This window comes from Polaribacter sp. KT 15, assembly GCF_900143115.1.
Lineage (GTDB): Bacteria > Bacteroidota > Bacteroidia > Flavobacteriales > Flavobacteriaceae > Polaribacter > Polaribacter marinaquae.
Genome location: NZ_LT670850.1, coordinates 1,429,193 through 1,455,531, shown reverse-complemented (window position 1 = coordinate 1,455,531; position 26,339 = coordinate 1,429,193). Strand labels below are relative to the sequence as shown.

Annotated in this window: 19 protein-coding genes; 18 read left to right on the top strand and 1 reads right to left on the bottom strand. The window is 30.5% G+C overall.

The features are described from left to right. From B5464_RS06480 to B5464_RS06395, 18 genes are all read left to right on the top strand, one after another. Nucleotides 1-864 (top strand): aldo/keto reductase family oxidoreductase, encoded by an 864-nt coding sequence (locus tag B5464_RS06480; protein WP_079737702.1) that lies wholly within the window; start codon nt 1-3, stop codon nt 862-864. A gap of 1 nt (nt 865) precedes the next feature. Further along, nucleotides 866-2,008, top strand: a complete 1,143-nt coding sequence (locus B5464_RS06475) for an ATP-binding protein (RefSeq protein WP_079737701.1) — start codon at nt 866-868, stop codon at nt 2,006-2,008. 197 nt (nt 2,009-2,205) lie between these two features. Further along, complete coding sequence (gene nirB / locus B5464_RS06470; RefSeq protein WP_079737700.1) at nt 2,206-4,719, top strand: nitrite reductase large subunit NirB; 2,514 nt, start codon at nt 2,206-2,208, stop codon at nt 4,717-4,719. Between the two features lie 210 nt (nt 4,720-4,929). Further along, nucleotides 4,930-5,307 (top strand): nitrite reductase small subunit NirD, encoded by a 378-nt coding sequence (nirD, locus tag B5464_RS06465; protein WP_079737699.1) that lies wholly within the window; start codon nt 4,930-4,932, stop codon nt 5,305-5,307. A gap of 9 nt (nt 5,308-5,316) precedes the next feature. Continuing rightward, a complete protein-coding gene (locus B5464_RS06460; RefSeq protein ID WP_079737698.1) occupies nt 5,317-5,901 on the top strand; it encodes a DUF4202 domain-containing protein in 585 nt (194 codons plus the stop codon). A gap of 11 nt (nt 5,902-5,912) precedes the next feature. After that, a complete protein-coding gene (locus B5464_RS06455) occupies nt 5,913-7,724 on the top strand; it encodes an ATP-binding protein (RefSeq protein ID WP_079737697.1) in 1,812 nt (603 codons plus the stop codon). Nucleotides 7,725-7,777: 53 nt separating this feature from the next. Further along, nucleotides 7,778-8,434, top strand: coding sequence for a response regulator transcription factor (locus B5464_RS06450; protein ID WP_079737696.1), 657 nt, complete (start codon nt 7,778-7,780; stop codon nt 8,432-8,434). Between the two features lie 168 nt (nt 8,435-8,602). Beyond that, nucleotides 8,603-10,033 (top strand): NarK family nitrate/nitrite MFS transporter, encoded by a 1,431-nt coding sequence (locus B5464_RS06445; protein WP_079737695.1) that lies wholly within the window; start codon nt 8,603-8,605, stop codon nt 10,031-10,033. A gap of 126 nt (nt 10,034-10,159) precedes the next feature. Next, nucleotides 10,160-13,681, top strand: a complete 3,522-nt coding sequence (locus tag B5464_RS06440; RefSeq protein WP_079737694.1) for a nitrate reductase — start codon at nt 10,160-10,162, stop codon at nt 13,679-13,681. Continuing rightward, nucleotides 13,678-15,111: a rubredoxin domain-containing protein gene (locus tag B5464_RS06435; RefSeq protein WP_079737693.1), complete on the top strand. Its 1,434-nt coding sequence runs from the start codon at nt 13,678-13,680 to the stop codon at nt 15,109-15,111. The genes B5464_RS06440 and B5464_RS06435 overlap by 4 nt, the downstream gene beginning before the upstream one ends. After that, on the top strand, nt 15,112-15,858 hold the full coding sequence (locus B5464_RS06430) for a Crp/Fnr family transcriptional regulator (RefSeq protein ID WP_079737692.1): 747 nt from the start codon (nt 15,112-15,114) through the stop codon (nt 15,856-15,858). It abuts the gene before it with no gap. 277 nt (nt 15,859-16,135) lie between these two features. Next, the gene (locus B5464_RS06425) at nt 16,136-17,518 is read left to right on the top strand and encodes a CmpA/NrtA family ABC transporter substrate-binding protein (RefSeq protein WP_079737691.1); all 1,383 of its coding nucleotides are present in this window, start codon (nt 16,136-16,138) and stop codon (nt 17,516-17,518) included. Between the two features lie 27 nt (nt 17,519-17,545). After that, complete coding sequence (locus B5464_RS06420) at nt 17,546-18,655, top strand: ABC transporter permease (protein ID WP_079737690.1); 1,110 nt, start codon at nt 17,546-17,548, stop codon at nt 18,653-18,655. A gap of 156 nt (nt 18,656-18,811) precedes the next feature. Further along, the gene (locus B5464_RS06415; RefSeq protein ID WP_079737689.1) at nt 18,812-19,657 is read left to right on the top strand and encodes an ABC transporter ATP-binding protein; all 846 of its coding nucleotides are present in this window, start codon (nt 18,812-18,814) and stop codon (nt 19,655-19,657) included. Between the two features lie 11 nt (nt 19,658-19,668). Further along, complete coding sequence (locus B5464_RS06410; RefSeq protein WP_079737688.1) at nt 19,669-20,487, top strand: ABC transporter ATP-binding protein; 819 nt, start codon at nt 19,669-19,671, stop codon at nt 20,485-20,487. 135 nt (nt 20,488-20,622) lie between these two features. Next, the gene (locus B5464_RS06405) at nt 20,623-21,915 is read left to right on the top strand and encodes an alginate export family protein (RefSeq protein WP_079737687.1); all 1,293 of its coding nucleotides are present in this window, start codon (nt 20,623-20,625) and stop codon (nt 21,913-21,915) included. A 209-nt stretch (nt 21,916-22,124) separates the two neighbouring features. Continuing rightward, nucleotides 22,125-22,586, top strand: a complete 462-nt coding sequence (locus B5464_RS06400; protein WP_079737686.1) for a (2Fe-2S)-binding protein — start codon at nt 22,125-22,127, stop codon at nt 22,584-22,586. An 18-nt stretch (nt 22,587-22,604) separates the two neighbouring features. Then, nucleotides 22,605-24,758 carry a molybdopterin cofactor-binding domain-containing protein gene (locus B5464_RS06395; protein WP_079737685.1) on the top strand — a complete coding sequence of 718 codons (2,154 nt, stop codon included), beginning with the start codon at nt 22,605-22,607 and terminating at the stop codon, nt 24,756-24,758. Nucleotides 24,759-24,824: 66 nt separating this feature from the next. On the opposite strand, the gene B5464_RS06390 is transcribed toward B5464_RS06395, so the two are convergent. Further along, nucleotides 24,825-25,841 (bottom strand): AraC family transcriptional regulator, encoded by a 1,017-nt coding sequence (locus B5464_RS06390; protein WP_079737684.1) that lies wholly within the window; start codon nt 25,839-25,841, stop codon nt 24,825-24,827. Nucleotides 25,842-26,339 lie beyond the last annotated feature (498 nt).

Here is a 26,339-nt window from a genome sequence, read left to right as displayed (position 1 = left end):
ATGTCAAAATCAGAAATAATAATAGGTTGCATGTCTTGGGGAGTTTGGGGTAAACAGTTTTCGACAAAAGAGCAATCAGAAATGATTCAATTTTGTGTAGAAAACGGAAATTCTACATTTGACCATGCAGATATTTACGGTCATTTTACTACGGAAGCTTCGTTTGGTAAAGGTTTTAAAGAAAGCGGAGTTCATAGAGAGGATATAAAGTTAATTTCTAAGAGCGGAATTCAGTTAGTAACAGAATCTAGAAATAACAAACTAAAACATTATAATTATAGCAAAGAATATATTGTTTGGAGTGCAGAACAGTCTTTAAAAAATTTACAAACAGATTATTTAGATACTTTTTTATTGCACAGACCAAGTCCGTTAATGCATCCTAATGAAATTGCAGAAGCAATTACTGAATTAAAAGAAAGCGGAAAAATTATCAATTTCGGAGTATCAAATTTTACGCCTTCTCAGATTAATTTAATTACAGAAAAATCTCCAGTAGAAGTTAATCAAATAGAATTTTCTTTAACACAACACACAGCAATGCATAATGGTAGTTTAGATCAAATGCTGCAAAAAGACATTCAACCAATGTGTTGGAGTCCTTTAGGAACTGTTTTTAAAGAGCAAACTGAACAGACAACTCGTATTAAAAAAGTTTTAACTCAGTTAGCAGAAAAATATAATGTAACAGAAGATGTTCTATTATTATCTTGGATTTTAAAGCATCCTGCAAATATTTCGCCAGTAATTGGTACAACAAATAGAGACCGAATTTTAAATGCAAACAAAGCTTTAAGCATAGAGTTAGAATTACAAGATTGGTTCTTATTATTAGAAGCTAGTAAAGGAGAAGAAGTGGCATAAAATGATAAACAAACGCCTTTTAATTAAAAACTTACTTTCTCATAATGATGAGAATAGTTTTTATGATAAAAAGCAAAGATTATCTTTAAATAGAAAAGACGGGAAAGCGAAATTTTTAAAACATATTTGTGCTCTTTCAAATTCGAATCCTTTTAATAATTCTTACATTGTTATTGGGGTAGAAGATGAAGAAAATAAGATTTTAGGTGTAGATTTTTTTGATGATAGTAAAATACAAAATCTTGTAAATGCTTATGTAACAAATCCTCCAAAAATTGCCTATGAAAATGTTCGTTTTCCTAGTTTACCTCGACATAAAGTTATTGGTTTGGTTACAATTTATCCAAATAACTTAATAGCTTCTCTATCAAAAAAAACATGGAAATACAATAAAGGAACCATTTTTTATCGAAGTGGAAGTATTTCGATGCCTTTTCTTGGCGAAAATTTCGAATTAAGAAATAGAAACAAAGATATTGTTACAGCCATTGAAAAAAATGCAAGTAATAATATTGAGTTAACTTTAAATGGCGTTTTCGATTTTATAAACAATCATAAACTTAAATACAATCCTCAATACAAAGTTTTTAATGAACAATTTGTGCTTTGTTGGGCAGGAGAAAAAAAAATTATTGATAACGAAGTTTACTATTCTAGAGTAGATATAGAATTAATTAACGAGCAAGTTCAGTTGTTTTTCTCTGCTTTAGATGATGTTAAAATTACGTATAATAATAATTCATTTATTATAACAGAATTTATTTTTCTAGGATTAGAAAAGCAAGAAAAATATTATCCGTTAGAAAAAACAATAATTCATTTTAAAGAAAATGGCAGACACGATATTGTAAATGACTTTTTGTTTGAACCACCTGTTTTTAATAATAAAGTTATGATACATATTTATAATAATTGCAATTTAATTGTTAGAAAATTATCAGAAAATAGACGGTTATCTGTTACAGAACACGAAGATGTTTTAAGATTGCCAACCAATTATTTAATTTGTTATTTACACGGTTTTCTAGATGCTGAAGAAAATTTAAAAAAAGCTAAAAGCTATATTAAAAGTTTAGAAAATAAATCTACTTATATAAAATATAAAGAAACTTTGCGTGTTATTAGAAAATTAAAATACGCATAGTAACTTGGATAACACTATCAATTACCGTTGTGGTAATATGGCTTTCATATTTATTGTAATGCAATTTTGTTAAATATTCATTTATACTTCTTTTTTTCTCTATAATCATAAAAATTAATCACTTATGTGAAATAATTAATATTCTACATTTATAAATTAAGTATAAATACTTAGTTTTGTTTTTAAAATACGTAATTATGAAAACAATAATTGTTGTAGGAAATGGTATGGTTGGTTATAAGTTTTGTGAAAAATTTGTAAACCAATCTCAAAACAAAGAATTTAAAATTATTGTTTTTGGTGAAGAACCAAGACCTGCATACGACAGGGTTCATTTAAGCGAATATTTTGAAAACAAAGATGCTAAAGCCTTAGAAATGGCTCCACTTGCTTGGTATGAAGAAAATAATATCGATTTAATTACAAATACTAGAGTTACAGATATCAGCAGGAATTCTAAAACAATAACTACTACTGATGATACTAAATATACTTACGATTATTTAGTATTGGCAACAGGATCTTCTGCATTTGTGCCACCCATAAAAGGCATAGAAAAAGAGGGTGTTTTTGTGTATAGAACAATCGAAGATTTAGAGGCCACTATGAATTATGTAGCCAAATTAAAATCTACAGGAACACAGAAGAAAGCAGCTATTTTAGGAGGAGGTTTATTGGGTTTAGAAGCTGCAAAGGCTTTAGTAGATATGGGTTTGGAAACTGCTGTTGTAGAATTTGCGCCTAGATTAATGCCAAGACAATTAAATAATGATGCCAGTAAATCACTTCAAAAAAAACTAGAAGCATTGGGTATTGAAATTTTACTTAGTAAAGCTACACAACAATTAACAGGAGAGAAATTTATAACAGGAATGCAATTTTCCGAAGAGGAAACTGTTCCTTTTGATATGTTATTGGTTTCAGCAGGAATTAGACCAAGAGATGAATTGGCTAAAACCTGCAATTTAGATGTAGGTAAAAGAGGAGGTATTCTAGTATCTAATGATATGAGAACCTCAGATGAAGCCATTTTTGCAATTGGAGAATGTGCCTTATTAAATAGCATGATTTATGGTTTGGTGGCTCCTGGTTACGATATGGCAGAAATTGCTGTAGCTCAAATTTTAGGAGATAAAGAAGCAACAATGCCAACTGCAATAGACATGTCTACAAAATTAAAATTAAGTGGTATAGATGTAGCTAGTTTTGGAGATGCTTTAAATGATAATGATGGATTGGAAATTGTGTACGAAAATGCATTTGAAGGTGTTTATAAAAGTATTATTGTAAATAAAGAAGGTACTTCTTTGTTAGGGGGAATAATGGTTGGAGATGCTTCAGATTATAGCATGTTGCATCAAATTTTCTTAAACGGAATGAAAATTCCAGAAAACCCAGCACAATTAATTTTACCAGCTACAGATGGTGCTGCAACTTTAGGAGATGTCATGGATTTACCAGATGATGCTCAAGTTTGTTCTTGCGAAAGTGTAACTAAGGGGCAAATTTGTGGTGTAATAGAAAATGGAGAAGCTAAAGATTTAGCAGACGTAGTTTCTTGTACAAAAGCAGGTACAGGTTGTGGAGGTTGTAAGCCTATGGTGGCAGATTTAACCACAGCCACTCTTAAATCTTTAGGAATCACGGTAAAAGATACAGTTTGCGAACATTTTGATTTTAACAGACAAGATTTATATAAAATTATAGAAGTAAAAGGCTATACTACTTTTAATGAAGTTTTAGATAATCATGGTAATGGAGGTCATGGTTGTGAATTGTGTAAACCTTTAATAGCTTCTTTAATGGCAACAATTCATGCAGATACTGCCAATAAAGAATATGCCATACAAGATTCTAATGATCGTTTTTTGGCAAACATTCAAAGAAATGGAACCTACTCTGTAGTACCAAGAGTTCCTGGAGGAGAAATTACACCAGATAAATTAATTGCTTTAGGGCAAATTGCCAAAAAGTACGATTTATATACCAAAGTAACTGGTGGTGTAAGAATAGATTTATTTGGAGCAACCTTAAATCAACTGCCATTAATTTGGAAAGAATTAATAGCACATGGTTTTGAGAGTGGACATGCTTATGGTAAATCTTTAAGAACTGTAAAAACCTGTGTAGGTTCTACTTGGTGTAGATATGGTATGGCAGAAAGTGTAAGTTTTGGTATAGAATTAGAAAACAGATATAGAGGTATTAGAGCGCCTCATAAAATTAAAGGTGGTGTTTCTGGTTGTATTAGAGAGTGTGCAGAGGCAAGAGGTAAAGATTTTGGGTTAATTGCTGTAGAAGGTGGTTGGAATTTGTATTTAGGAGGAAATGGTGGTGCAAACCCACGTCATGCAGAATTATTTGCAGAACAAATAGATAATGAAACTGTTGTAAAATATTTAGATAGATATTTAATGTTTTACATGCGTACTGCAAAACCTTTGCAAAGAACTGCTGCGTGGCAAGAACGTTTAGAAGGCGGTTTAGACTATTTAAAAGAAGTAATTATAGACGATAAATTGGGTATTGCACATGATTTAGAAACAGAAATGCAAACCTTAGTAAATAAGTTTGAATGTGAGTGGACACAAGCTGTAAACGACCCAGAAGTAATGAAACGTTTTAACCACTTTGTAAATAGCGATGAAGAGGATGATAACATAGCATTTGTATCTTTAAGAGATCAAAAAATGCCACAGCCTTGGGTTTAAAAATTACAAAAACATTGTAAGTGTATTAAAAGAAACAAAGCATCAGTTTAGCTAAAGGTTGGTAAATAGTTGCGTTAGGGATTGAAACGACATCCTTTTTTGTGTCAGTTCGAGTTTTTTGTGAAGAAATGAACAAAAAGTATCTAGAACAAATAAAAAAGATATAGTGTAAAGCCCGACCTTTAGGTAACGCCAAAATAAATAACAATTATGCAAGAAATAGTAGACAATTATAAATCAGTATTAGAAAAAGACGTTAAAATTTGGTTTAAAGCAGCCTCTGTAAAAGATTTTCCTAAAGATGGTGGAGCTTGCGTAAAATATAAAAATAAACAGATTGCCGTTTTTAATTTTGCTAGAATAAACAAATGGTATGCTTGCCAAAATGTTTGTCCGCATAAAATGGAAATGGTATTAAGTAGAGGTATGATTGGTGACGATAAAGGCTTACCAAAAGTAGCTTGCCCACTGCATAAAAAAACGTTTTCTTTAGAAAATGGAGAAAATTTAAACGGAGACTTAGAGGCTATTGCCACGTATCCTGTAAAAATTGAGGCAGAAAATGTGTATATTGGCTTTCAAGAATAAAAGAAAAAAATGAAGCCAACAAAATTTGAGACTGCGATTGCCTTAATAGATAAAAAAAATGCAGAAGATCCTAATATCTATACTGTTTCTGGTTTAGATTACCCAAAAGAATTATTGTATTCTCAAAGAATGTCTAGAAAGCTTCTTCAATTCGACTCTAATGCATCAAAAGCATTGCAAATAGCAGCTAGAGCACAACATATATGTAGATGGATAATTCCACGAAATGAATTTCCAATGGATAGGGTTGGTTATTTAAAATGGCGAGAAACATTAAAAAAAATGCATGCAAAAACTACAGTAGATATTTTACAGAAAGTAGGTTTTGATGAGCAGTTTATAAATCGTGTAGAAAAGATTATTCTTAAAAAATTGATTAAAAAGAATGATGAATCTCAAACTATTGAAGACGTGATATGTTTGGTTTTTTTAGATTATTATTTTGATGAATTTGCCGTAAAACATTCCGATGAAAAAGTAATTGACATTTTACAAAAAACTTGGGTAAAAATGTCTGATAAAGGTAGAGAAGCTGCGTTGCAATTATCATTTTCTGATAAAGGTCTTAATTTGGTTAAAAAAGCTATTTCATAGATATTTTTGCAATGAAAAATAGCGGAAACTCTTTAGATCAGCGTACGTTTTCTAAACTAAGCCGTTTATATATTATTGCATTAAGTACTATTGCTCTTTCTGTAATTATAAGTCAGTTTTTTGTAAGAGATCATTTAAATAATCAAGAAAGTGATTCTACAGTTATAAACGTTGCTGGTAGGCAAAGAATGTTAAGTCAAAAGCTAACAAAAGAAATTGTTTCTTTGTCTGTTTCTTTAGAAGAAAAAAAACGAAAAGAACTTAAGAGCAAAATAAAAAAAACACTAGCTTTATGGAGTTTATCGCATAATGCTTTACAGAAAGGAAGTGATTCTTTAGGACTTCCTGCCAAAAATAGCACCGTCATAAAAGAAAAGTTTTTAGTGCTTAATCCTATTTTTGATACTATTCAAAAAGTAACTAAATCGATTATAGCCAAATTAGAAAAATCACCAATAATTTCTATTGAAGAATTAACTGTAGATATAAGTAAAGTTACAAAGAAAGAAAGTGATTTTTTATTGATTATGGATGATATTGTAAATCAATATGATAAAGAAGCAGATATAAAAGTTACTTGGTTAAGAAAGTTCGAGTTTTTTTTAATGATATTAACTTTGTTAATTCTTTTAGCCGAGTTTTTATTCATTTTTTGGCCGACTGCAAAATCCGTTAAATCTATTTTATCAGAACTTTTATCAGCAGAAAAAAAAGCGAAAAGAATGGCTTTTGAAGCAGATCAATTAAGTATTGCTAAAGAAAAGTCAATAAAAGAATTAAGAGCTTTAAGTCATGCGATGGATGAGACTCTTTTGTTTGCTCGAATATCTCAATTTGGCAATATTATTCATGTTGGAAATAAGTTTTCTAGATTGTTTAAACTATCAAGATTTAAGAAAGATATCTTGTTTTGGAAATTTTTAAGTACCGATGAAAATGAACAACAAAATATAGAAGATTTAATTAATAAGCATAACAAAACGGGTTGGCAAGGAGAGGTCAAAGCAACAACAAAAGACAATCAAGATGTTTGGTTAGAAATGTCGATAATACCTTATAGAGTTAGTGATGATAAATCAGAATTATTGATAATAGGTTCAGAAATTACAAAACGAAAAGCAGCACAATTAGAAATTGATAGACTTTGGCAAGATAGTTTTGATGAGAAAATGAATCAACAAAAAATAATTTCAAGTAAGATTATAGAGAACCAAGAAAAAGAACAAAATAGAATTGCGAAAGATGTACATGATGGCATTGGGCAAATGCTAACTGGTCTTAAATATAATTTAGAAAGTATCAATTTAGATAATATTGAAAAGTCTAGAGAGAAAATTGAAAACCTTAAGTTGTTAACTACAAGTATTATAAAAGGAGTAAGAACAGCCACTTTTAATTTAACACCTCCAGAACTTTCAGACCACGGTATTGTGCCAGCAATAACCAAGCTAACAAGAGAGTTAAGTAAGTTAACCGGTAAAGAAATTTTATTTCTTAATAAGACAGATTTTAATTTAAGGTTAGATTCTTTAATAGAAATAAATCTTTATAGAATTGTACAAGAAGCTGTAAATAATGCGATTAAATATGCAGCATCATCTTATATTTTAGTGACAATGTCGCATAGCAATAAAATACTTAGTATTGTTATTGATGATGATGGTAAAGGTTTTGAGCCTAATAAGATTAAGAAAGTTAAAGATGGAGATGGCGGAATGGGAATGACCTTTATGAAAGAGCGTATAAAGTATATAGATGGTAGACTTTTTATTTCTTCTCAGCCAAATGAAGGTACAAGAATTACGTTAAATATACCTATTTAGATGTACGTATTTTTACGTAAAAATAGTATTTTTGTTGGTCTAAAAAGTTAGGTATGATAAATGTAGTTTTGGCAGATGACCATGTTTTAGTAAGAAATGGTATTAAAGCATTATTAGAAGATGAAACGGGTATTACTGTTATTGACGAGGCTTCTGATGGTAAAGAAGCAATACGTATAATTTCTACTAATAAACCAGATATTTTAATCGTAGATATTCGAATGCCAGAAATGAATGGTATAGAGGTGGTTGCAGAAATAAGTAAAAATCATAAAGAAATTAAAACATTAGTTTTATCTATGCATGATTCTGAAGAGTATGTGGTAAAATCTATACAAGCTGGCGCCGATGGTTATTTGTTAAAAGGAGCAAGTAAAGAGGAGTTTTTAAAAGCGCTAACAAAAATTGCAGCTGGTGGTAAATATTTTACTGGTGATGTATCTTCTATTATTATGAGTAATTTTGTTAATGGAAACACGAGTGCTGCAGTAGAAACAAAAATGCAAAAAGAACTTCCTTTTAAGTTAACCAAAAGAGAAAAGCAAATACTTAGTTTGGTTTTAGAGTTAAAAAATAATAAAGATATTGCAGAAGAACTTAAAATTAGCAAAAGAACAGCAGAGGTGCATCGTTTTAATCTAATGAAAAAATTAGAGGTTAAAAATTTAATGGAGCTTACAGCTAAGGCTAAAGAATATCAATTAATATAAACTCTTTAGACATATTTTTATATTACAATCGTTTTTTTAATATAAATTTTACATTTTTCTTAAAATCATTCTTGTGTAATTATTAAATTACTAATAATTAAAATATACGTATAATTATCATTAAAATTAAGTATTTATACTTAGTTTTGTAAGATAAATATATGTATCATGCCAATTTTAGCACAAGAAAAATCAACAAAATTAAGTTTATTAGATTTTAAAAATGTTTCTACTAGAACATTTTGGATTACTTCCATATCATTTTTTATGTGCTTTTTTGCATGGTTTGGCATTGTGCCTTTTATGCCAGATGTTGTTAAAGACTTAGGCTTAACTCCAGATCAAAAATGGAATTCAATTATTTTGGCAGTTTCAGGAACTGTTTTTGCACGTTTACTAATTGGTAAGTTATGTGATAAATACGGTCCTAGATATTGCTATACATACTTATTAATGTTGGGTGCTATTCCTGTAGTTCTTTGTGGATTAGTACAAACACCAACACAGTTTTTAATTTGTAGGTTATTTATAGGTTTTATTGGTGCATCTTTTGTAATTACACAAGTACATACATCTTTAATGTTTGCGCCAAATATTGTTGGTACAGCAAATGCTACTTCTGCAGGTTGGGGTAATTTAGGAGGAGGAGCAAACAGACTAGGAATGCCTTTAATAGCAGCAGCGGTTGTAAGCCTTGGTGTAGCAGAAGCAGAAGCTTGGAGGTATTCTATGATAATTGCTGGTGTTATTTGTTTTTGTATGGGTATTATTTATTTCTTTTTCACAAAAGATACTCCTAAAGGAAACTATAGCGATTTAAAAGCTGCTGGAGAAATGGTAGTAACTAAAAAAGATCAAATAGGTTTTTTAGAAGTTTTAAAAGATTACAGAGTTTGGATTTTATTTATAGTTTATGCTGCTAGTTTTGGTATAGAATTAACGGTTTATGGTACTATGGATGATTATTTGCAAAATACTTTTCAATTAGAAAGAGTAACTGCTGGTAATTTAGTGCTTTCATTTGCTTTGATGAATATTTTTGCCAGAACATTAGGAGGTTTTTTTGGAGATAAATTCGGGAAACTAAGAGGTTTAAGAGGTCGTGTTTTATTTTTGTCGTTTATTTTAACACTTCAAGGAATTGTGCTAATTTCTTTTTCTGGAGCAACAAGCTTAATAGTAGGTGTTGTTTTTTTAATAATGTTTAGTTTAAGTGTTCAAATGGCAGAAGGAGCAACCTTTTCTGTAGTGCCGTTTATAAACAAAAAAGCTATTGGTGCTGTGTCTGGTATTGTGGGTGCTGGTGGAAATGTAGGCGCATTTTTAGCTGCAATATTATTAAAAACCAAATCTTCATTTGCAGAAAAAGCTGCAATTACGGCTAACGAAGGTTTGGGTGCAGAGGTTATAAAGAACGCACAATCAATCGCTTCATCTAGTGCAGTTTCAAGTGGTTATTTAATAATTGGTGTTATTGTTGTGGTAACAGGTTTGGTTGCATTATCTATTAAATTTTCTAAAGAAGAAGAACAGCTAGAAAGTAAAAAATATACAGAAGAAATAATACCTCAGTTAATTCCTATAAAGGTAAAAAGTTAAAATTTGTACTCTTTTTTATTGATTTATAAATTCAAGATATTCTTTTTTAAGAAAATCAGAATAATAAAATCAATCTTAGGTTTCTAGAGTTTTAATGTCGTATTTAGTATAAAATCTTGGTCTAAAATGATGAAAAAAGAAATAAAAACAACTTGTTCATACTGCGGAGTAGGATGTGGAATTGTTGTAAAAAAGGATATTAATAACAAGATTTTTGTTGAAGGAGATAAAGAACATCCGGTTAATAAAGGAATGTTATGTTCTAAAGGAATGAACTTGCATTATGTAGCTAATGATATTTCAGATAGAATTTTATATCCAGAAATGCGTTGGTCTCGATCTCATCCAAAAGAACGTGTTTCATGGAATGATGCATTAGATAGGGCTGCAAGCGTTTTTAAATCTGTCATAAAAAAGCACGGTCCAGACTCTGTTGCATTCTATGTTTCTGGCCAGAGTTTAACAGAAGAATATTACATTGCAAATAAGCTTACAAAAGGATTTTTAGGTACAAATAATATAGATACAAACTCACGTTTATGTATGAGTTCTGCTGTTGTTGGCTATAAGAAAACATTTGGCGAAGATAGTGTGCCTATCTCTTATGCAGATATCGAGTTGGCAGATTGTTTTTTAATTACAGGAGCAAATCCTGCTTGGTGTCACCCAATTTTATTTAGAAGGATAGAGCAGCATAAAGAGAAAAATCCGAATGTAAAAATTATTGTAATAGATCCAAGGAAAACAGATACAGCAAACTTTGCAGATTTACATTTACAATTAAAACCAGGAACCGATATCGTTTTATATAATGCCATTGGAAGGCGTCTATATAAAAGGGGTTTAATTGATGAGGATTTTATTAAAAATTATACTCAAGGTTTTCAAGATTATAAGAAAGTTATTTTAGAAACGAGTCTTAAAAAAGCTTCAAAAATATGTGGAGTTCTAGAAGACGATATCGAAAAAGCAGCAGAAATTATAGGGCTTTCAAAGGGTTTTATAAGTATGTGGGCAATGGGTTTAAATCAAAGTGTAATAGGTACAGATAAAAATACTTCTCTGCTAAATTTATCTTTAATTACAGGGCATGTTGGTAAACCAGGTTCAGGGCCTTTTTCATTAACAGGGCAACCTAACGCAATGGGTGGTCGTGAAGTTGGTGGAATGGCAAATTTATTGGCTGTTCACAAAGATTTAGATAATGAAGAACATAGAGCAGAAGTTGCTCAGTTTTGGGGTGTTGATAAAATATCTGCTAAACCAGGGCTAACAGCCACAGAAATGTTTGATGCTTTAGAAAGTGGTAAATTAAAAGCAATTTGGATAGCTTGTACAAATCCGTTAGTAAGTTTACCAAATTCTCATAGAATTGAGAAAGCGATGGCAAAATCTAAGTTTGTAGTCGTGCAAGAAATATCACATAAATCTGATACTGTAGCTTATGCAGATTTGGTTTTACCTGCAGCTGGTTGGTTAGAAAAAGAAGGAACTATGACCAATTCTGAACGTAGAATATCTTATTTACCAAAAGAAATAGATGCGCCAGGAGAAGCAAGACCAGATGTAGAAATTTTTTGTGATTTTGCACAAAGAATGGGGTTTAGGGGTTTTAATTATAATAGCACAGAAGAAATTTATGATGAATATACTGCTATGACTAAAGGCACTAAAATTGACGTTTCATTTTTAAATTACGAGAGATTAAAGTTAGAAGGAACTTTTCAATGGCCAGTAAATAAATACAGAAGTAAAGGAACTCCTCGCCTTTTTGAAGATAAGAAATTTTATACACCTTCTCAAAAAGCCATTTTTAATGTGCCTTCATCAATACAAAATACAGCAATAGAAACTTCAGATGAATTTCCTCTAATCTTAACCACTGGTCGTATTAGAGATCAGTGGCATACCATGACAAAAACAGGAAAAGTATCTCGTTTAAAAACACATTATCCAAAACCAGTTTTAGAAATAAATCCTGTAGATGGTTATTTAAATAACATAAAAGATGGTGATATTACTGAAATTAAAAGTGCAAACGGTGTTGTAAGGGTTCGTGCAAAAGTTACAGATGTAATTAAAGAAGGTGTTGTTTTTTTACCAATGCATTGGGGTAAAGTTTTGCAAAGTAATTTAAATAGAGCAAATAATTTAACCAACACGCATTTAGATCCAATATCTAAAGAGCCCGATTTTAAATTCACAACAGTTGCTGTATCTAAATATAAAAAACCTAAAGAAAAAATTATAATTGCGGGTGCAGGTGCCGCTTCATTTCGTTTTTTACAAAATTATCGAGACTATAATGATGTAGACGAAATTCATGTTTTTTCTATGGAATCTAACTTGTTTTACAACCGTGTTTTATTGCCAGAATATGTAACAGAAGAATTATCTTGGGAACAATTATTAAAAATAAAAAATGCAGAATTATCTGAGTTAAACGTTCATTTACATCCAAAAACACTAATAAATAATATCGATAAGAATAACAAAATTGTTACAGATTCTGAAGGTAAAAAACATACGTTCGATAAATTAATTTTAGCCACAGGAAGTAGAGCTTTTATACCAAAAGATGTTCAAATAGAATTACCCGGACGTTTTACAATGCGTAACAAGATAGATGCAGATAATTTTAAGAAATACCTAGAAGACACAGGGCTACCGCCAGAAGAACAACATGTGGTTATTGTTGGTGGTGGTTTGTTAGGCTTAGAATTAGCAGCAGCTATGAAACACAAAAATGTAAAAATTACCATTGTGCAAAGAGCTTCTAGATTAATGGAGCGCCAATTAGATAAAATTTCTAGTAAACTATTATCACTAGATGTGCAAGAAAGAGGTATCCAAATTTATTTTGATAACGAGGTAAGTACTGTTTTTGATGATGAAGAAACAGGTGAATTAAATATCAACCTTAAAAGCGGAAAATACATTACAGCAAACGCAATTGTGTATGCTATTGGTACAAGACCAAATATAGAAATAGCAAAAAGCGGTGGCATTCTTTGTGGTAGAGGTGTTAAGGTAAATCAACACCTACAATCTTCTCATCCAGATATTTTTGCTATCGGAGAAATTGCAGAATTTAAAAACCAGTTATTTGGAATTACATCGGCAGCTGAAGAACAAGCCGGAATTTTAGCAAATTTTATTGCTGGGGATATTAGCGAATCTTATAAAGGATCTGTGTTAATGAATATTTTAAAATTTAACGACTTAAACCTATGTAGCATTGGTAATATTACCGTTCCAGAAAATGATAACAGTTACGAAGAAATTATTTTTACTGATATTTCTAAACGTTATTATAAAAAATGTATTGTAAAAGATGATTTGCTAATTGGTGCAGTTTTAATGGGTGATAAGAATGAGTTTGCAGAGTTTAAAACAATGATAGAAAGTAAAATCGAATTGTCAGACAAACGAGATGCATTATTAAGAGGTTCTTCTAATGCAGAACCCGTTTTAGGTAAACTTGTATGTTCTTGTAGTCAAGTGGGTTCTGGAAACCTAGAAACTGCTATAACAAAAGGTTGTGTAAACTTTACAGAATTGTGTAATAAAACAGGTGCAGGCTTAGGTTGTGGAAGCTGTAAGACAGAAATAAGAGAAATCTTAAATAACTCAAAAGTAAGCATATGAAACAATTAAACAGAGTTATTGTTAAAGGAGGAGTACTAACTCCTGGAGAACTAAAATATATATGTGAATCTGTAGAAAGTTTAGGGTGTAAATCGATTTCATTTGGTTCTAGACAAGATATTTTATTGCCTAAAAAAGTACAACCAGAAGATTTACTTAAGTTTGATAAGTTACAAATTGTAGAGTTTGATGAGATAGGAGTCGAAAATATGGTCTCTTCTTACGTCTGTGCAGATATTTTTCCTTCTACATCTTGGTTAACAGGAGATCGTTATCTTTATATATTAGAACAATTTAAAGAGAAGTCAACATTAAAAATTAACATTACAGATCCAAAACAAAGACTGGTTCCGTTATTTACTGGTCATATTAACTTTATAGCTTCAGAGCATGAAGATTATTGGTATTTGTATATTAGATTGCCAGAATGGAGTGTTACAAAAATGTACCCTGCTTTAGTTTATAGTTGGGACTTGTTTAAAATTGAAGCTGCAATAGAAAGTTTGCTAAAAGAAGAACCAGAAGATATTGATACCATTTTTGAATTAGTTACAGATGCTGTAGATACTAATAATAGAACGGTAGATAAATCTTTAGAAGTTCCTTTTTATCCTTTTCCTTATTTCGAAGGAATGAATAAAATAGGATTGGATAAATATTGGTTGGGTTTATATTGGAGAAATAATAAATATGATGTTTCTTTTTTAAAGGAAATGTGCGAGTTGTGTCTTGATAATAAAATTGGTAAAATATCTATCACACCCTGGAAATCTTTTATTGTTAAAGGTATACCAAGAGAATCTAAATTAGTTTGGGAAAAATTTCTTGGCAAAAGAGGTATTAATGTACGTCACTCTATGTTAGAGTTAAACTGGCATTTACCAGTAGCTAACAAAGAAGCATTAAACCTCAAAAAATACTTGGTTGCTAATTTTGATCAAAATGATATTAGTACCTACGGATTAACATTTGGAATTACAGATTACAACAAATCATCTTACTATTTTACCTCTATTGTAATCGAAAAAAATAAACAACCAGAATTAATAGGTAATTTTCAAACAAGAGATACTTATAATTTATTGTATGCAAAAAATTTCGACCCAAATACTAGAGCATATATTATCCATGTACAAGATGTAGATAAGGTAGAGTTACCGGGGTTATTGATGGAGTTGAGTCAATTATATTTTGATCAATTAGGATCAGAAAAAGAAGAAGAAAAAAGAGCTATTGTAAAGAAAGAAGTTTTAGTTGAAGAAGTACATCAATGCAAAGATTGTTTTACAGTTTATAATAAAGTTTACGGTGACGTTACTCAAAATATTCCTAAAAATACTCCATTTCAAAATTTACCAGAAAGTTACCTTTGTTCTCTTTGTGAAGCGCCAAAAACTAGTTTCGAAAAAAGAGTATTAGAAAAAAACTAAATGATTGCCTTTAATTCACATATCAATGCACCACAAAATAATACAAATGCAAGGGTTTGCAATGTATGTAATAGTAAAAATTGCTTAATTCATAAAATAAACGAAACATTTTTAGATAATAATACTTCTCAAAGCACCATTATAAAATGCAAAAGAAGTCAACAATTTATTATTGAAGGAGCACCTGTAAATGGCTTGTTTTTTATAAAAAAAGGTACTGTAAAAGTATTTAGAACAGGTATAAATGGCCGAGAACAAATTGTGCGATTTGCTAAATCTTGCGAAATTATTGGTCATCGTGGTTTTGGCACACAAGAATATTATTCTATTGGAGCTATTGCTATTCAAGACACAGAACTCTATTATTTTTCTAAAGAATATTTACAGAAAATTTTACTAGAAAACCCCAAATTTTCTTACGAGATGATGTTGTTTTATGCCAATGAACTAAATAGAAGCGAAAACAAAGTTAAGTCGATATCTCAAATGACAGTTAGAGAACGAGTTATAGATTCTCTTTTATACATATATAGAAAATTTGGAGATTTAAGAGGTTTTCTAAATCTACCTCTTAGTAGAAAAGAATATGCAGATTATGCTGGTACAACAGAAGAGCAAGTAATACGTGTGTTTTCAGCTTTAAAAAAAGAGAGATTAATTATTACAAAAGGTAAAAAAATAGCCATAAATAACCTACAATCGCTTAAAAATGAAATTAGTGAACATAACTACTATTTAGATTTGTAAATAAGAATTAATTATTTTTAATAAAAGCCTTTTAAGTTTAAAACCTTAAAAGGCTTTTTCTATTAAAAATCTAAAATTACGTATAGATAAGTACTTGTGTTTTGTTTTTAAGTTGTTGCTTATTAACTATTTGTGATTTTAAACTGCGAAATAACAGGATTAAATATGTGGTAAAAAAATGTTTTAACATGTTTTATTTCATAATTCTATAAGAATACTACTTATATATTTGTTGAAAAAATAAGTATTAATACTTAATTTATTAAAATCTAACAAAATGAAATCGCTAATTAAAAAATCAACTTTAGTTTTATCTACAGCACTTTTATTAGTTGCTTGTGGTGGTAAAGAAACTAAAAAAGCAACAACAGCTGTTCAAACAACATCAAAAACAAAACAATTAAATATTGAAAAACCACAATTAACATTTGGGTTTATCAAGTTAACAGATATGGCACCTTTGGCGATTGCAAAAGAAAAAGGATTTTTCGAAGATGAAGGTTTGTTTGTTTCTGTAGAAGCACAATCTAACTGGAAAAACGTTTTAGATAGAGTTATTGATGGTCAATTAGATGGTTCTCATATGTTAGCAGGTCAACCAATTGCTGCAGGTGCAGGTTTTGGGCGTCAAGCAAAATTAGTAACTCCTTTTTCTATGGATTTAAACGGAAATGGAATTACAGTTTCTAATGATGTTTGGTCTAAAATGAAACCAAATGTACCAAAAGATGGTGCTGGAAAACCAATTCATCCAATTAAAGCAGATGCTTTAAAACCAGTTATTACAGAATACAAAAACTCTGGAAAAGCATTTAAAATGGGAATGGTATTTCCTGTATCTACACACAATTACGAAATTAGATATTGGTTAGCTGCAGCTGGAATTCACCCAGGAATGTACACCAAAGAAAATGTACAAGGACAAATTGATGCAGAGGTTTTACTATCTGTAACGCCACCACCACAAATGCCAGCAACATTAGAAGCAGGTACAATTTATGGCTATTGTGTAGGTGAACCATGGAATCAGCAAGCTGTATTTAAAGGAATTGGTGTTCCTGTAGTAACAAACTATGATATCTGGAAAAATAACCCAGAGAAAGTATTTGTTATGACAGAGAAATTTGTAAAAGAAAATCCAAATACAGCTATTGCAGTAACTAAAGCATTAATTAGAGCAGGTAAATGGTTAGATAAACCAGAAAACAGAAAGGAAGCTGTAAAAATCTTATCAATGTCTCAATATGTTGGTGCACCAGAAGCTGTTTTAGCAAATTCTATGACAGGTACTTTCGAGTTTGAAAAAGGTGATAAAAGAGAAATGGAAGACTTTAATGTATTCTATAAATACAATGCAACCTATCCTTTTTATTCTGATGGAATTTGGTTTTTAACGCAAATGAGAAGATGGGGACAAATTCCTGATGCTAAATCTGCAGACTGGTACGCATCAACTATAAAAGATATTTACAGACCAGATATCTGGAAAAAAGCAGCAACACTTTTAGTAGAAGAAGGTAATATTCCAGCAACAGATATTCCAGCAACAGATGGTTACAAGCCAGCAACAGCAGACTTTATAGATGGTACAACATATGATGCTAAGGATCCTATTGGATACATCAACAGTTTTAAAATAGGAAATAAAGACAAAAAGTAATTCTCATAAATTATTAAATAAGAAATTATGAAAGCAAGTAGTTTAACATTAGGAAAAGTATCTCACTTTTTAGGTTTTGGTTTTTTTACGACTTTAAGAAATCTATTTACAGGAAATTTAGAAAAAGAAGACCTAAAGAAGTTTCTGCGTAAAGTAATAGTGCCACTTGCTTCTATATTTTTATTTATTTTGATTTGGCATATTGGTGCCAAAACATTATTTAGTATCGAGGCCGAATTTAAAATCGAAAAAGCATTAGAAGATCAAGGTCAAGTAGCTGCAGACGCATTAACAGCTTGTATTGCTTCTGGTGAATCTAGTTGCCAACCCAATACATTACCATCTCCTGCACAGGTTTGGGAATCTTTTCAATCTTTGTTAAGAGATCATAATATTATTAGTGCAGATAAAGCAGCCTTTATAGAAAAAACTGCAGCTCTAAATAAAACAAGAATTGTTGCGGGTAAAGATGCCATTGTGTATACGGGTAGACCTTCTTTTGTAGATCAAATATTTAGAAGTTTACAAACAGTTTTTGCAGGTTTCTTTTTAGCATTATTAATTGCTGTTCCTTTGGGTATTTTAATAGGTTTAAGTTCGACATTAAAAAGTGCATTTAATTGGTTTATTCAAATTTTTAAACCAGTATCTCCGGTAGTTTGGTATTTATTAGTTTTTATGATTGTAAAAACTGTATTAATAGGTTCTACAGAAGATAGTTCATTTGCCATTTCATTTATTAGTGTTGGTTTGTGTTCTATGTGGGCAACTTTAGTAAATACGGCAATGGGTGTTTCTACAGTTGATAAAGATTATATAAATGTTGCAAAAGTTTTAAAATTAGGTACGTTTCAAAAAATATTTAAAGTGGTGTTACCCTCTTCTTTACCACTAATATTTACAGGTTTAAAGATAACGTTATCAGTTGCTTGGATGGTTTTAATTGCGATTGAATTATTGGCTCAAAGTCCTGGTTTAGGTTTGTTTGTTTGGGAAGAATTTCAAAACGGAGCAAACGACTCTAATGCCAAAATTATTGTTGCCATGTTTGCAATTGGTATTATTGGTTTTCTGTTAGATAGATTAATGTTAACCATACAAAATTGGGTGTCTTTTGATAAACAAGATGCCATATAAATCGATTTAACTATTGCGTTAAGGATTGAAGCGGCATCCTTTTTTATGCTGGTTCGAGTTTTTTATGAAGTATGAACAAAAAGTTTCGAGAACAAATAAAAAAGATATAGCGTAAAGCCCGACCTTTTAGGTAACGCCCAAATAAAATTTAAAGAAATGGCATATTTAGAGCTTAAAAATATTTATAAATCTTACGGTAAAGGAGACAATGAAACACAGGTATTGTCTAACATAAATCTAAAGATAGAAGAAGGAGAATTTGTTGCTATTGTTGGTTTTACAGGAAGCGGAAAAACAACTTTGGTAAACTTAATAAATGGTTTGCTAGAACCAACAAGTGGATCTGTTTTATTTAAAGGAGAACCCGTAAAAGGCACAAGTCATGAAAGAGGTGTAATCTTTCAAAATTATTCATTATTGCCTTGGTTAACAGTAGAGCAAAACGTAATAATGGCTGTAAAAGCAGCGTTCCCAAAACGAGATAAATCAGTCTGGAAACGTAAAGCTGCATATTATATAGAGATGGTAAGTTTAACGCCAGCTATTAACAAATTACCAAAAGAATTATCAGGCGGAATGCGTCAAAGAGTAGCAGTTGCAAGAGCTTTAGCTATGAAACCAGATATGATTATTATGGATGAACCTCTTGGGGCTTTAGATGCTTTAACTAGAGGTAATTTACAAGATCAAATCTTAAACATTTGGGAAAAAGACAAACGTACAGCTTTACTAATTACTAATGATGTTGATGAGGGAATTTATATGGCAGACAGAATTATTCCTTTACATCCTGGACCAAATGCAACTTTAGGACCAGAGTTTAAGATTGATTTAGATCGTCCGAGAGATAAAACTGCAATGAATGATAGTGAAAGTTTTAAAAAAACTAGAAATGCAATTATTGAATATCTAATGGATATTGGTGATGCTCGAAAAGCAGAAGCAAAGCAACAAATTATATTACCAGAATTAGAGCCAAAAAGTTTTGTTTCTTATTCTTAAAATAACAAAAGATGAGCGCACAAATAACTTTAAAAGAGGATAAAAAAAACATCACAAATACATCTAATGTAATGTTAGATTTAAAAGATTTAAAAAAAGTATATCCAACTCCAAAAGGAGATTATGTGGTTTTAGAACACCTAAATCTTCAAATAATGAAAGAAGAATTTCTTACTATTATTGGGCATTCTGGTTGTGGAAAAACAACAATGTTATCTATGATTGCTGGTTTAAACCCTATTTCTGGTGGAGATATAGCTGTTTTAGGAAAACCAATTAAAGGTCCTGGCCCAGATAGAGGTGTTATTTTTCAAGCGCCAAGTTTAATGCCTTGGATGACTTCTTTACAAAATGTATTATTAGGTGTAAAGCAGGTTTTTCCGCACGGAACCAAAGCACAAAGAACAGATATTGCCAAATATTATCTGCAAAAAGTAGGTTTAGAAGATGCGTTTCATAAAAAAGCATCAGAATTATCTCAAGGGATGCAACAACGTGTGGGAATTGCAAGAGCTTTTGCCATAAAACCAAAAGTATTATTGCTAGATGAACCTTTTGGAATGTTAGACTCTTTAACAAGAGGAGAATTACAAGATATCTTGATTGAAATCTGGAACAAAGAAAAAATTACAGCGGTAATGATTACTCATGATGTTGATGAAGCAATATTTTTAGCCGATAGAGTAGTAATGATGACTAGCGGGCCAAGAGCAAAGATTGGCGATGTTTTAGATATTGATTTTAAAAGACCAAGAACAAGAAAATCGGTACTAGAACATGATAATTACTATACATATCGAAAACATTTAATCGACTTTTTAGAACACTAAATAAACAAAATAAAAAATCTTTAGAACTTAAAACTTAGGATTATGAAACGTTGCAATTTCATATTCCTTAGACGTAAACAGGTAAAAATTAAACATAATAATTCAACAAATCACAGAAAATAAAAACTAAACAACATGAAAAAATATTACTTAATTTTAGTACTGATGTTAGCGTGTTTTCAATTCGCAACAGCACAATTTACTCTAGATGGGCAATTTAGACCAAGAACAGAATACAGAAACGGTTATCAGTCTTTAATACCAGATGCTGCAAATGCAGGTTTTGCAACCAATACAAGAGTAAGGTTAAATGCTGGTTATCAAACAGAGGCTTTTAAAGTTTATTTGAGCATCCAAGATCTTTTAGTTTGGGGAGAGAATCCGCAAATAATACCTGTAGATTCTAACAATTCTTTTGCTGTTTTTGAAGCTTGGGCAAGTTTAAAACTTACAGATAATTCAGGCATTAAATTAGGACGACAGGTACTATCTTATGACGATCAGCGTTTTTTTGGTGGTCTAGATTGGGCACAACAAGGTAGAAATCACGATTTAGCGATGTTTCAATATAGAACAGAAAACTTTATGTTAGATTTAGGTTTGGCTTTCAATCAAGATTTAGATGGCGCCGGAGGGCCATTATTTGGTTTTCAAAACGTAGGTACAGCATACCCTGCAAACAACCCATTTCAATACAAATCTATGCAACATTTGTATGCAAAGAAAACTTGGGAAGGATTTAATGCAAGTCTTTTACTAGTAAATTATGGGCATCAAAATTATGATTTAAATGGAAATGCAGATGGTGTAAATAGCTTAATTACAGCGGGTACTCATTTAAATTATAGGAAAGATAAATTTGGTTTAGCAGGTAATGCTTTTCTGCAAACGGGTACATTTTTTAATGGAAGTACAGATGTTGGAGGCGCTTATCTTTTAGGTTTAGATGCAAATTACAAGGCTACAGATAAAGTTAGTTTTGGTGCAGGTATAGAATTAATTAGTGGTGATGATGCTACTACATCAGATAAAACGGAAGCCTTTTTACCAACTTTTGGTACAAATCATAAGTTTAATGGTTTTATGGATTATTTTTATGTTGCCAATCATATAAATACTATTGGTTTAATAGACATTCATGCAAGTGCAAACATTAAATTGAATAAATCTTCAAGTTTAATGGCGAAAGTTTTAAATTTTAGTGGAGAACAGGCTTTGGCAAGCGGAGAGAAATCTTTAGGAACAGAAATAGATTTAGTCTACAAGAAAAAATTTAACGGGTTTTCATTAGTTGCAGGGTACTCTCAAATGTTTGCATCTGATGGTATGTATGAGTTAAAAGGTATTACAGAAAGTAATGCTTCAAACACTCAAAATTGGGCGTGGTTAATGTTAGTCATAAAACCAAAATTTATAACAGGTAAATAATACTTAACTAGTAAATGTTATTTATAAACTTAAAAAATCCCTTTAAAAAGGGATTTTTTTTTGCGATATTAATTCTTTAGAGTATTCAAAAAAAATACGTTATAAATTTAGTTTGAAAAACGTAATTAGGATAAAATACGCCTAAGAATAGAAAATTCTATATTCTCAATTTTTTGTAACTTCACTCCATAATTTTAAATCTACTTTCTATGCCAAACTACAATTTAAATGTTAACGGAAAAAATGTTACTGTTACTGCAGATGAAGATACGCCTTTACTTTGGGTTTTACGAGATGAGTTAAATTTAGTAGGCACAAAATTTGGCTGTGGTATTGCACAATGCGGTGCTTGTACAGTTCACATAGATGGTGTTGCAACAAGAAGTTGCCAAATGCAAGTTTCTATTTTAGATGATACAAAGATTACTACAATAGAAGGTTTATCTAAAGACGGTAAACATCCTGTACAAGAGGCTTGGAAAGAGATTGATGTGCCACAATGTGGTTACTGTCAGGCAGGACAAATAATGACAGCTTCTGCTTTTTTATCAGAAAATAAAAATCCATCAGAAAAAGAAATAAGAGAAGCAATGCATGGTAATATTTGTAGATGTGCCTCTTATAATAGAATAGAAAAAGCAGTAAAAGTTGCTTCAGAAAAAATGCAATAATCACTAAAATTTATAAAAATGAAACTACACAAAAAAGATAATTTTAGTAGAAGAAACTTTTTAAAAACCTCTGCATTGGCTAGTGGCGGTATGTTAATTGGTTTTAATTTACTTACAGCATGTAAGCCAGAAGCTAAAATGCCAGTAGATATAGCAAGGTTAAATTTTAACGATTTTAACGCATTTATAAAAATTTCTGATGAAGGTTATGTAACTATTTTTTCTCCGAATCCAGAAATCGGTCAAGGGGTAAAAACTTCTATGCCAATGATTATAGCAGAAGAGTTAGATGTAGATTGGGATAAAGTAAATGTTGCACAAGGTATTTTAGATACAAAAAATTATACAAGGCAAGTAGCCGGCGGAAGCCAATCTATTAGACAAGGTTGGGATGCGTTAAGACAAACTGGTGCAACAGCAAAACAAATGTTGGTAAATGCTGCAGCTGCAAAATGGCAAGTAGATGCAAGTTCTTTAAAAGCATCTAACGGAATAATTACAAATACTTCAGGAGAAAAACTAACCTATGGTGATGTTGTAAAAGAGGCAGCTCTATTAGAAGTGCCAGAAAATGTTGTGTTAAAAGACCCCAAAGATTTTACAATTATTGGGCAAGAAATTGTTAATGTAGATATTGATAAAATTATAACAGGTAAACCTTTATTTGGATTGGATTACAAAGCAGAAAACATGATGATTGCTGCTGTTTTAAGACCACCAGCATTTGGTCAAAAATTAGTTTCTTTTGATGATTCTAAGGCTAAAAATGTTTCTGGTGTAAAAGAGATTATAAAATTCGGAGATAAAATTGCAGTTTTAGCAAGTTCTACTTGGGCTGCAATGAAAGGTAAAAAAGCAATAAATGCTAATTGGAAAACAGATTCTAAAGCAGAATCTACGGAAGAACATGATAAATTATTAACCAAAATTTTAGATGGTAAAGGTTTAGATGTTAGAAGAGAAGATGGCAATGTAAAAAAGGCTTTTAGTGTTGCAGATAAAGTCGTAGAAAAAACTTATCACTCACCTTTTTTACCACATAATTGTTTAGAACCGATGAATTTTTATGCAAATGTTACTCCAGAAAAAGTGCATTTGGTTGGTCCTATACAAACACCACAATGGACGGTTAATAGAGTTTCTAAACTTTTAAATAGAAAAGAAGAAGATATTTTATGCGAAATGACTCGTATGGGTGGTGGGTTTGGTAGACGTTTATACGGAGATTTTGCTTTAGAAGCAGCAGAAATTTCTAGTTTAGCTAAAAAACCTGTAAAAGTTGTTTTTTCTAGAGAAGATGATATGACTGCGGGTACTTATAGGCCAGCAATTAAATATAGAATTAAAGCGGCTCTAAAAGACGGTAAAGTAACTGGTTATCATTTAAAAGAAGCCGCAGTAAATGGAAATATGTATGGTTTAATTCCTAACTTTTTTCCTGCAGGTTGCATTCCAAATTATAAAGTAGAAAGTGGTAATTATAAAAGTAATATCACAACTGGTGCTTGGAGAGCGCCTTATACAAATTTCTTAGCTTTTGCAGAGCAAAGTTTTTTTGATGAATTGGCATCAGAATTAAATATAGATCCAATTCAGTTGCGCTTAGATTTATTACAAAATGTAAAAAATACTACGGATAAACGTATCGAATATTCTGGTGAAAGAATGGAAGAAACCATTAAACTTGTAAGAAGTAAATCGAATTGGGGAAATGCTAAAAATGGTGTTTACCAAGGTTTTTCTGCGTATTATAGTCATAATACACATGTTGCAGAGGTTGCAGATATAGAATTAGTTGATGGTTATCCGGTAGTAAAAAAGGTTACGGTTGCTGTAGATTGCGGTATTGTTGTAAACCCCACTGGTGCTAGAAACCAGGTTGAAGGTGGTGTTTTAGACGGAATTGGACATGCAATGTATGCTGGTTTTTCATTTAAAGAAGGAGTTCCTCAATCTAAAAACTTCGATTCTTACAGATTGATAAGAATGAATGAAACCCCAAAGGTAGATGTCTTTTTTGTTGATAGTAATAAATCTCCTACAGGTTTAGGAGAGCCTGGTTTACCGCCAGCAGGTGGTGCTGTTGCAAATGCAATTAATGCTGCTTTAAGTAAAAGATTATATTCACAACCATTTATTAATGAATTTGAAAAGAGTAAAATTCTTAGTTAATTAAAATAAAAAAAACCTCAAGATTTTATTCTTGAGGTTTTTATCATTAATTCAAATTCAAATATATTATGCTGTCATAGCTAACTTGTTTTTCTTTTTATAATCTCTAGGAGAACAGTTGTATTTTTCTCTGAATCTTTTAGAGAAATAACTTCTACTAGAAAAACCTAAACTGTACACGATTTCAGAAATACTTAAATCAGTATTTATAATTAATTCTTCAGATTTTTTTAAACGTACAGATCTAATGTATTCACACACAGTTAAACCGTGCATTAACTTAAATCCTTCTTGAATTTTAGCTGCAGTTAAACCAATTTTTCTTGTTAAAACATTTATTTTATGATCTAAATCTGGATAGTTGTTTACATAATCTGTTAATTCCTTAATCAGCTCCATTTCGTTCTGAGTTAAAGAACCGTTAGAATTAGCATTGCTGTTTATGTCTTTTTTGTGTTGTTCGATTTCTAAACCTAAAATTAAGTTTACAATACCTTTAGTTAATAAAGCTCTAACAACTCCTTTGTTTTCAATAGATTTTAATTGCTTAATATGTTCTGCAATTTTAAGATTGTAAGAACCTAAGTATATATAATCTTTAGTTTTACCTGCAATAAAAGCATCTTTTAAAAGATTATTAATGTCTGTTTGTTGGCTATTATCATCCGCAGTATTTACAGATATAATGGTAGAACTAGTTTCTATACCTTTATATAGTGTAATTGTATTTTCTTCTGATACAATATTAGAAACTATACTTGTTTGAAAAGTTTCTACGGTGTTTTTAGTTGCGTTATTTTCGAAAGAATGAGAAATCTTACCTTTAGAACAGTATACAAAGTTAATATGTGTACCTGCTTTAGCATCTACAGCTATTTTAAGGTCTTCTTTAGGTGTAATATTAAATTCTAATAAACTAATACCACCGTCTAAATTAATAGATCTAATAGTACCTTTACCTATGTTGTTATTAATTTTAAGAAATTGCTCATTAGAAGTCACTTTTAACGTTCCCCCAATCTTCTTTTGTAATTTGTTAAAGAATAAATTTAAGCCTCTTAATTTAGAATTTACAGTAATCATAATTGGTTGAGTTTTTTTGATTGTTACTAATTTTATTTGATCTTAAAATTAAATAAGGAAGTATAAATTCTTTATTTAAAATTATACTGCAAAGTAACAACCGAACTCAAGTTTTTCCGTTACACGATTTTTTTTTTTTGTTATATGATTTCTATTTTTTGGTATTAATTAATTGATTTTCAAATAATTAAACTATTTTTTACTGAAATTATGTAACAACAAACTGTAATTATATAATTATTTTTGATAATTTTTTACAAGAAGAAATTTGTAGTAAAATTTACTATTTAAGAGTTTGTATCAATTCAAAATTATAAACTAAAATCTATAATGATAATTTAATTTTTATAAAAAATAATAAAGTAGAAGGAGTGAATAAATTATTGAGATGAAATTTTTTTCTAAATAAATTAGGTTAAATTTTGAAGATTTAATTTTTAGATTAAAAACAAAAAAAAAAGCTCTAAAGTAATTTTACTTTAAAGCTTTTAATATAAG

Bases quoted from the DNA above. Each gene is read 5' to 3' on its own strand.
- B5464_RS06480 (WP_079737702.1), top strand. From the start codon at position 1: ATGTCAAAATCAGAAATAATAATAGGTTGCATGTCTTGGGGAGTTTGG.
- B5464_RS06475 (WP_079737701.1), top strand. From the start codon at position 866: ATGATAAACAAACGCCTTTTAATTAAAAACTTACTTTCTCATAATGAT.
- nirB (WP_079737700.1), top strand. From the start codon at position 2,206: ATGAAAACAATAATTGTTGTAGGAAATGGTATGGTTGGTTATAAGTTT.
- nirD (WP_079737699.1), top strand. From the start codon at position 4,930: ATGCAAGAAATAGTAGACAATTATAAATCAGTATTAGAAAAAGACGTT.
- B5464_RS06460 (WP_079737698.1), top strand. From the start codon at position 5,317: ATGAAGCCAACAAAATTTGAGACTGCGATTGCCTTAATAGATAAAAAA.
- B5464_RS06455 (WP_079737697.1), top strand. From the start codon at position 5,913: ATGAAAAATAGCGGAAACTCTTTAGATCAGCGTACGTTTTCTAAACTA.
- B5464_RS06450 (WP_079737696.1), top strand. From the start codon at position 7,778: ATGATAAATGTAGTTTTGGCAGATGACCATGTTTTAGTAAGAAATGGT.
- B5464_RS06445 (WP_079737695.1), top strand. From the start codon at position 8,603: ATGCCAATTTTAGCACAAGAAAAATCAACAAAATTAAGTTTATTAGAT.
- B5464_RS06440 (WP_079737694.1), top strand. From the start codon at position 10,160: ATGATGAAAAAAGAAATAAAAACAACTTGTTCATACTGCGGAGTAGGA.
- B5464_RS06435 (WP_079737693.1), top strand. From the start codon at position 13,678: ATGAAACAATTAAACAGAGTTATTGTTAAAGGAGGAGTACTAACTCCT.
- B5464_RS06430 (WP_079737692.1), top strand. From the start codon at position 15,112: ATGATTGCCTTTAATTCACATATCAATGCACCACAAAATAATACAAAT.
- B5464_RS06425 (WP_079737691.1), top strand. From the start codon at position 16,136: ATGAAATCGCTAATTAAAAAATCAACTTTAGTTTTATCTACAGCACTT.
- B5464_RS06420 (WP_079737690.1), top strand. From the start codon at position 17,546: ATGAAAGCAAGTAGTTTAACATTAGGAAAAGTATCTCACTTTTTAGGT.
- B5464_RS06415 (WP_079737689.1), top strand. From the start codon at position 18,812: ATGGCATATTTAGAGCTTAAAAATATTTATAAATCTTACGGTAAAGGA.
- B5464_RS06410 (WP_079737688.1), top strand. From the start codon at position 19,669: ATGAGCGCACAAATAACTTTAAAAGAGGATAAAAAAAACATCACAAAT.
- B5464_RS06405 (WP_079737687.1), top strand. From the start codon at position 20,623: ATGAAAAAATATTACTTAATTTTAGTACTGATGTTAGCGTGTTTTCAA.
- B5464_RS06400 (WP_079737686.1), top strand. From the start codon at position 22,125: ATGCCAAACTACAATTTAAATGTTAACGGAAAAAATGTTACTGTTACT.
- B5464_RS06395 (WP_079737685.1), top strand. From the start codon at position 22,605: ATGAAACTACACAAAAAAGATAATTTTAGTAGAAGAAACTTTTTAAAA.
- B5464_RS06390 (WP_079737684.1), bottom strand. From the start codon at position 25,841: ATGATTACTGTAAATTCTAAATTAAGAGGCTTAAATTTATTCTTTAAC.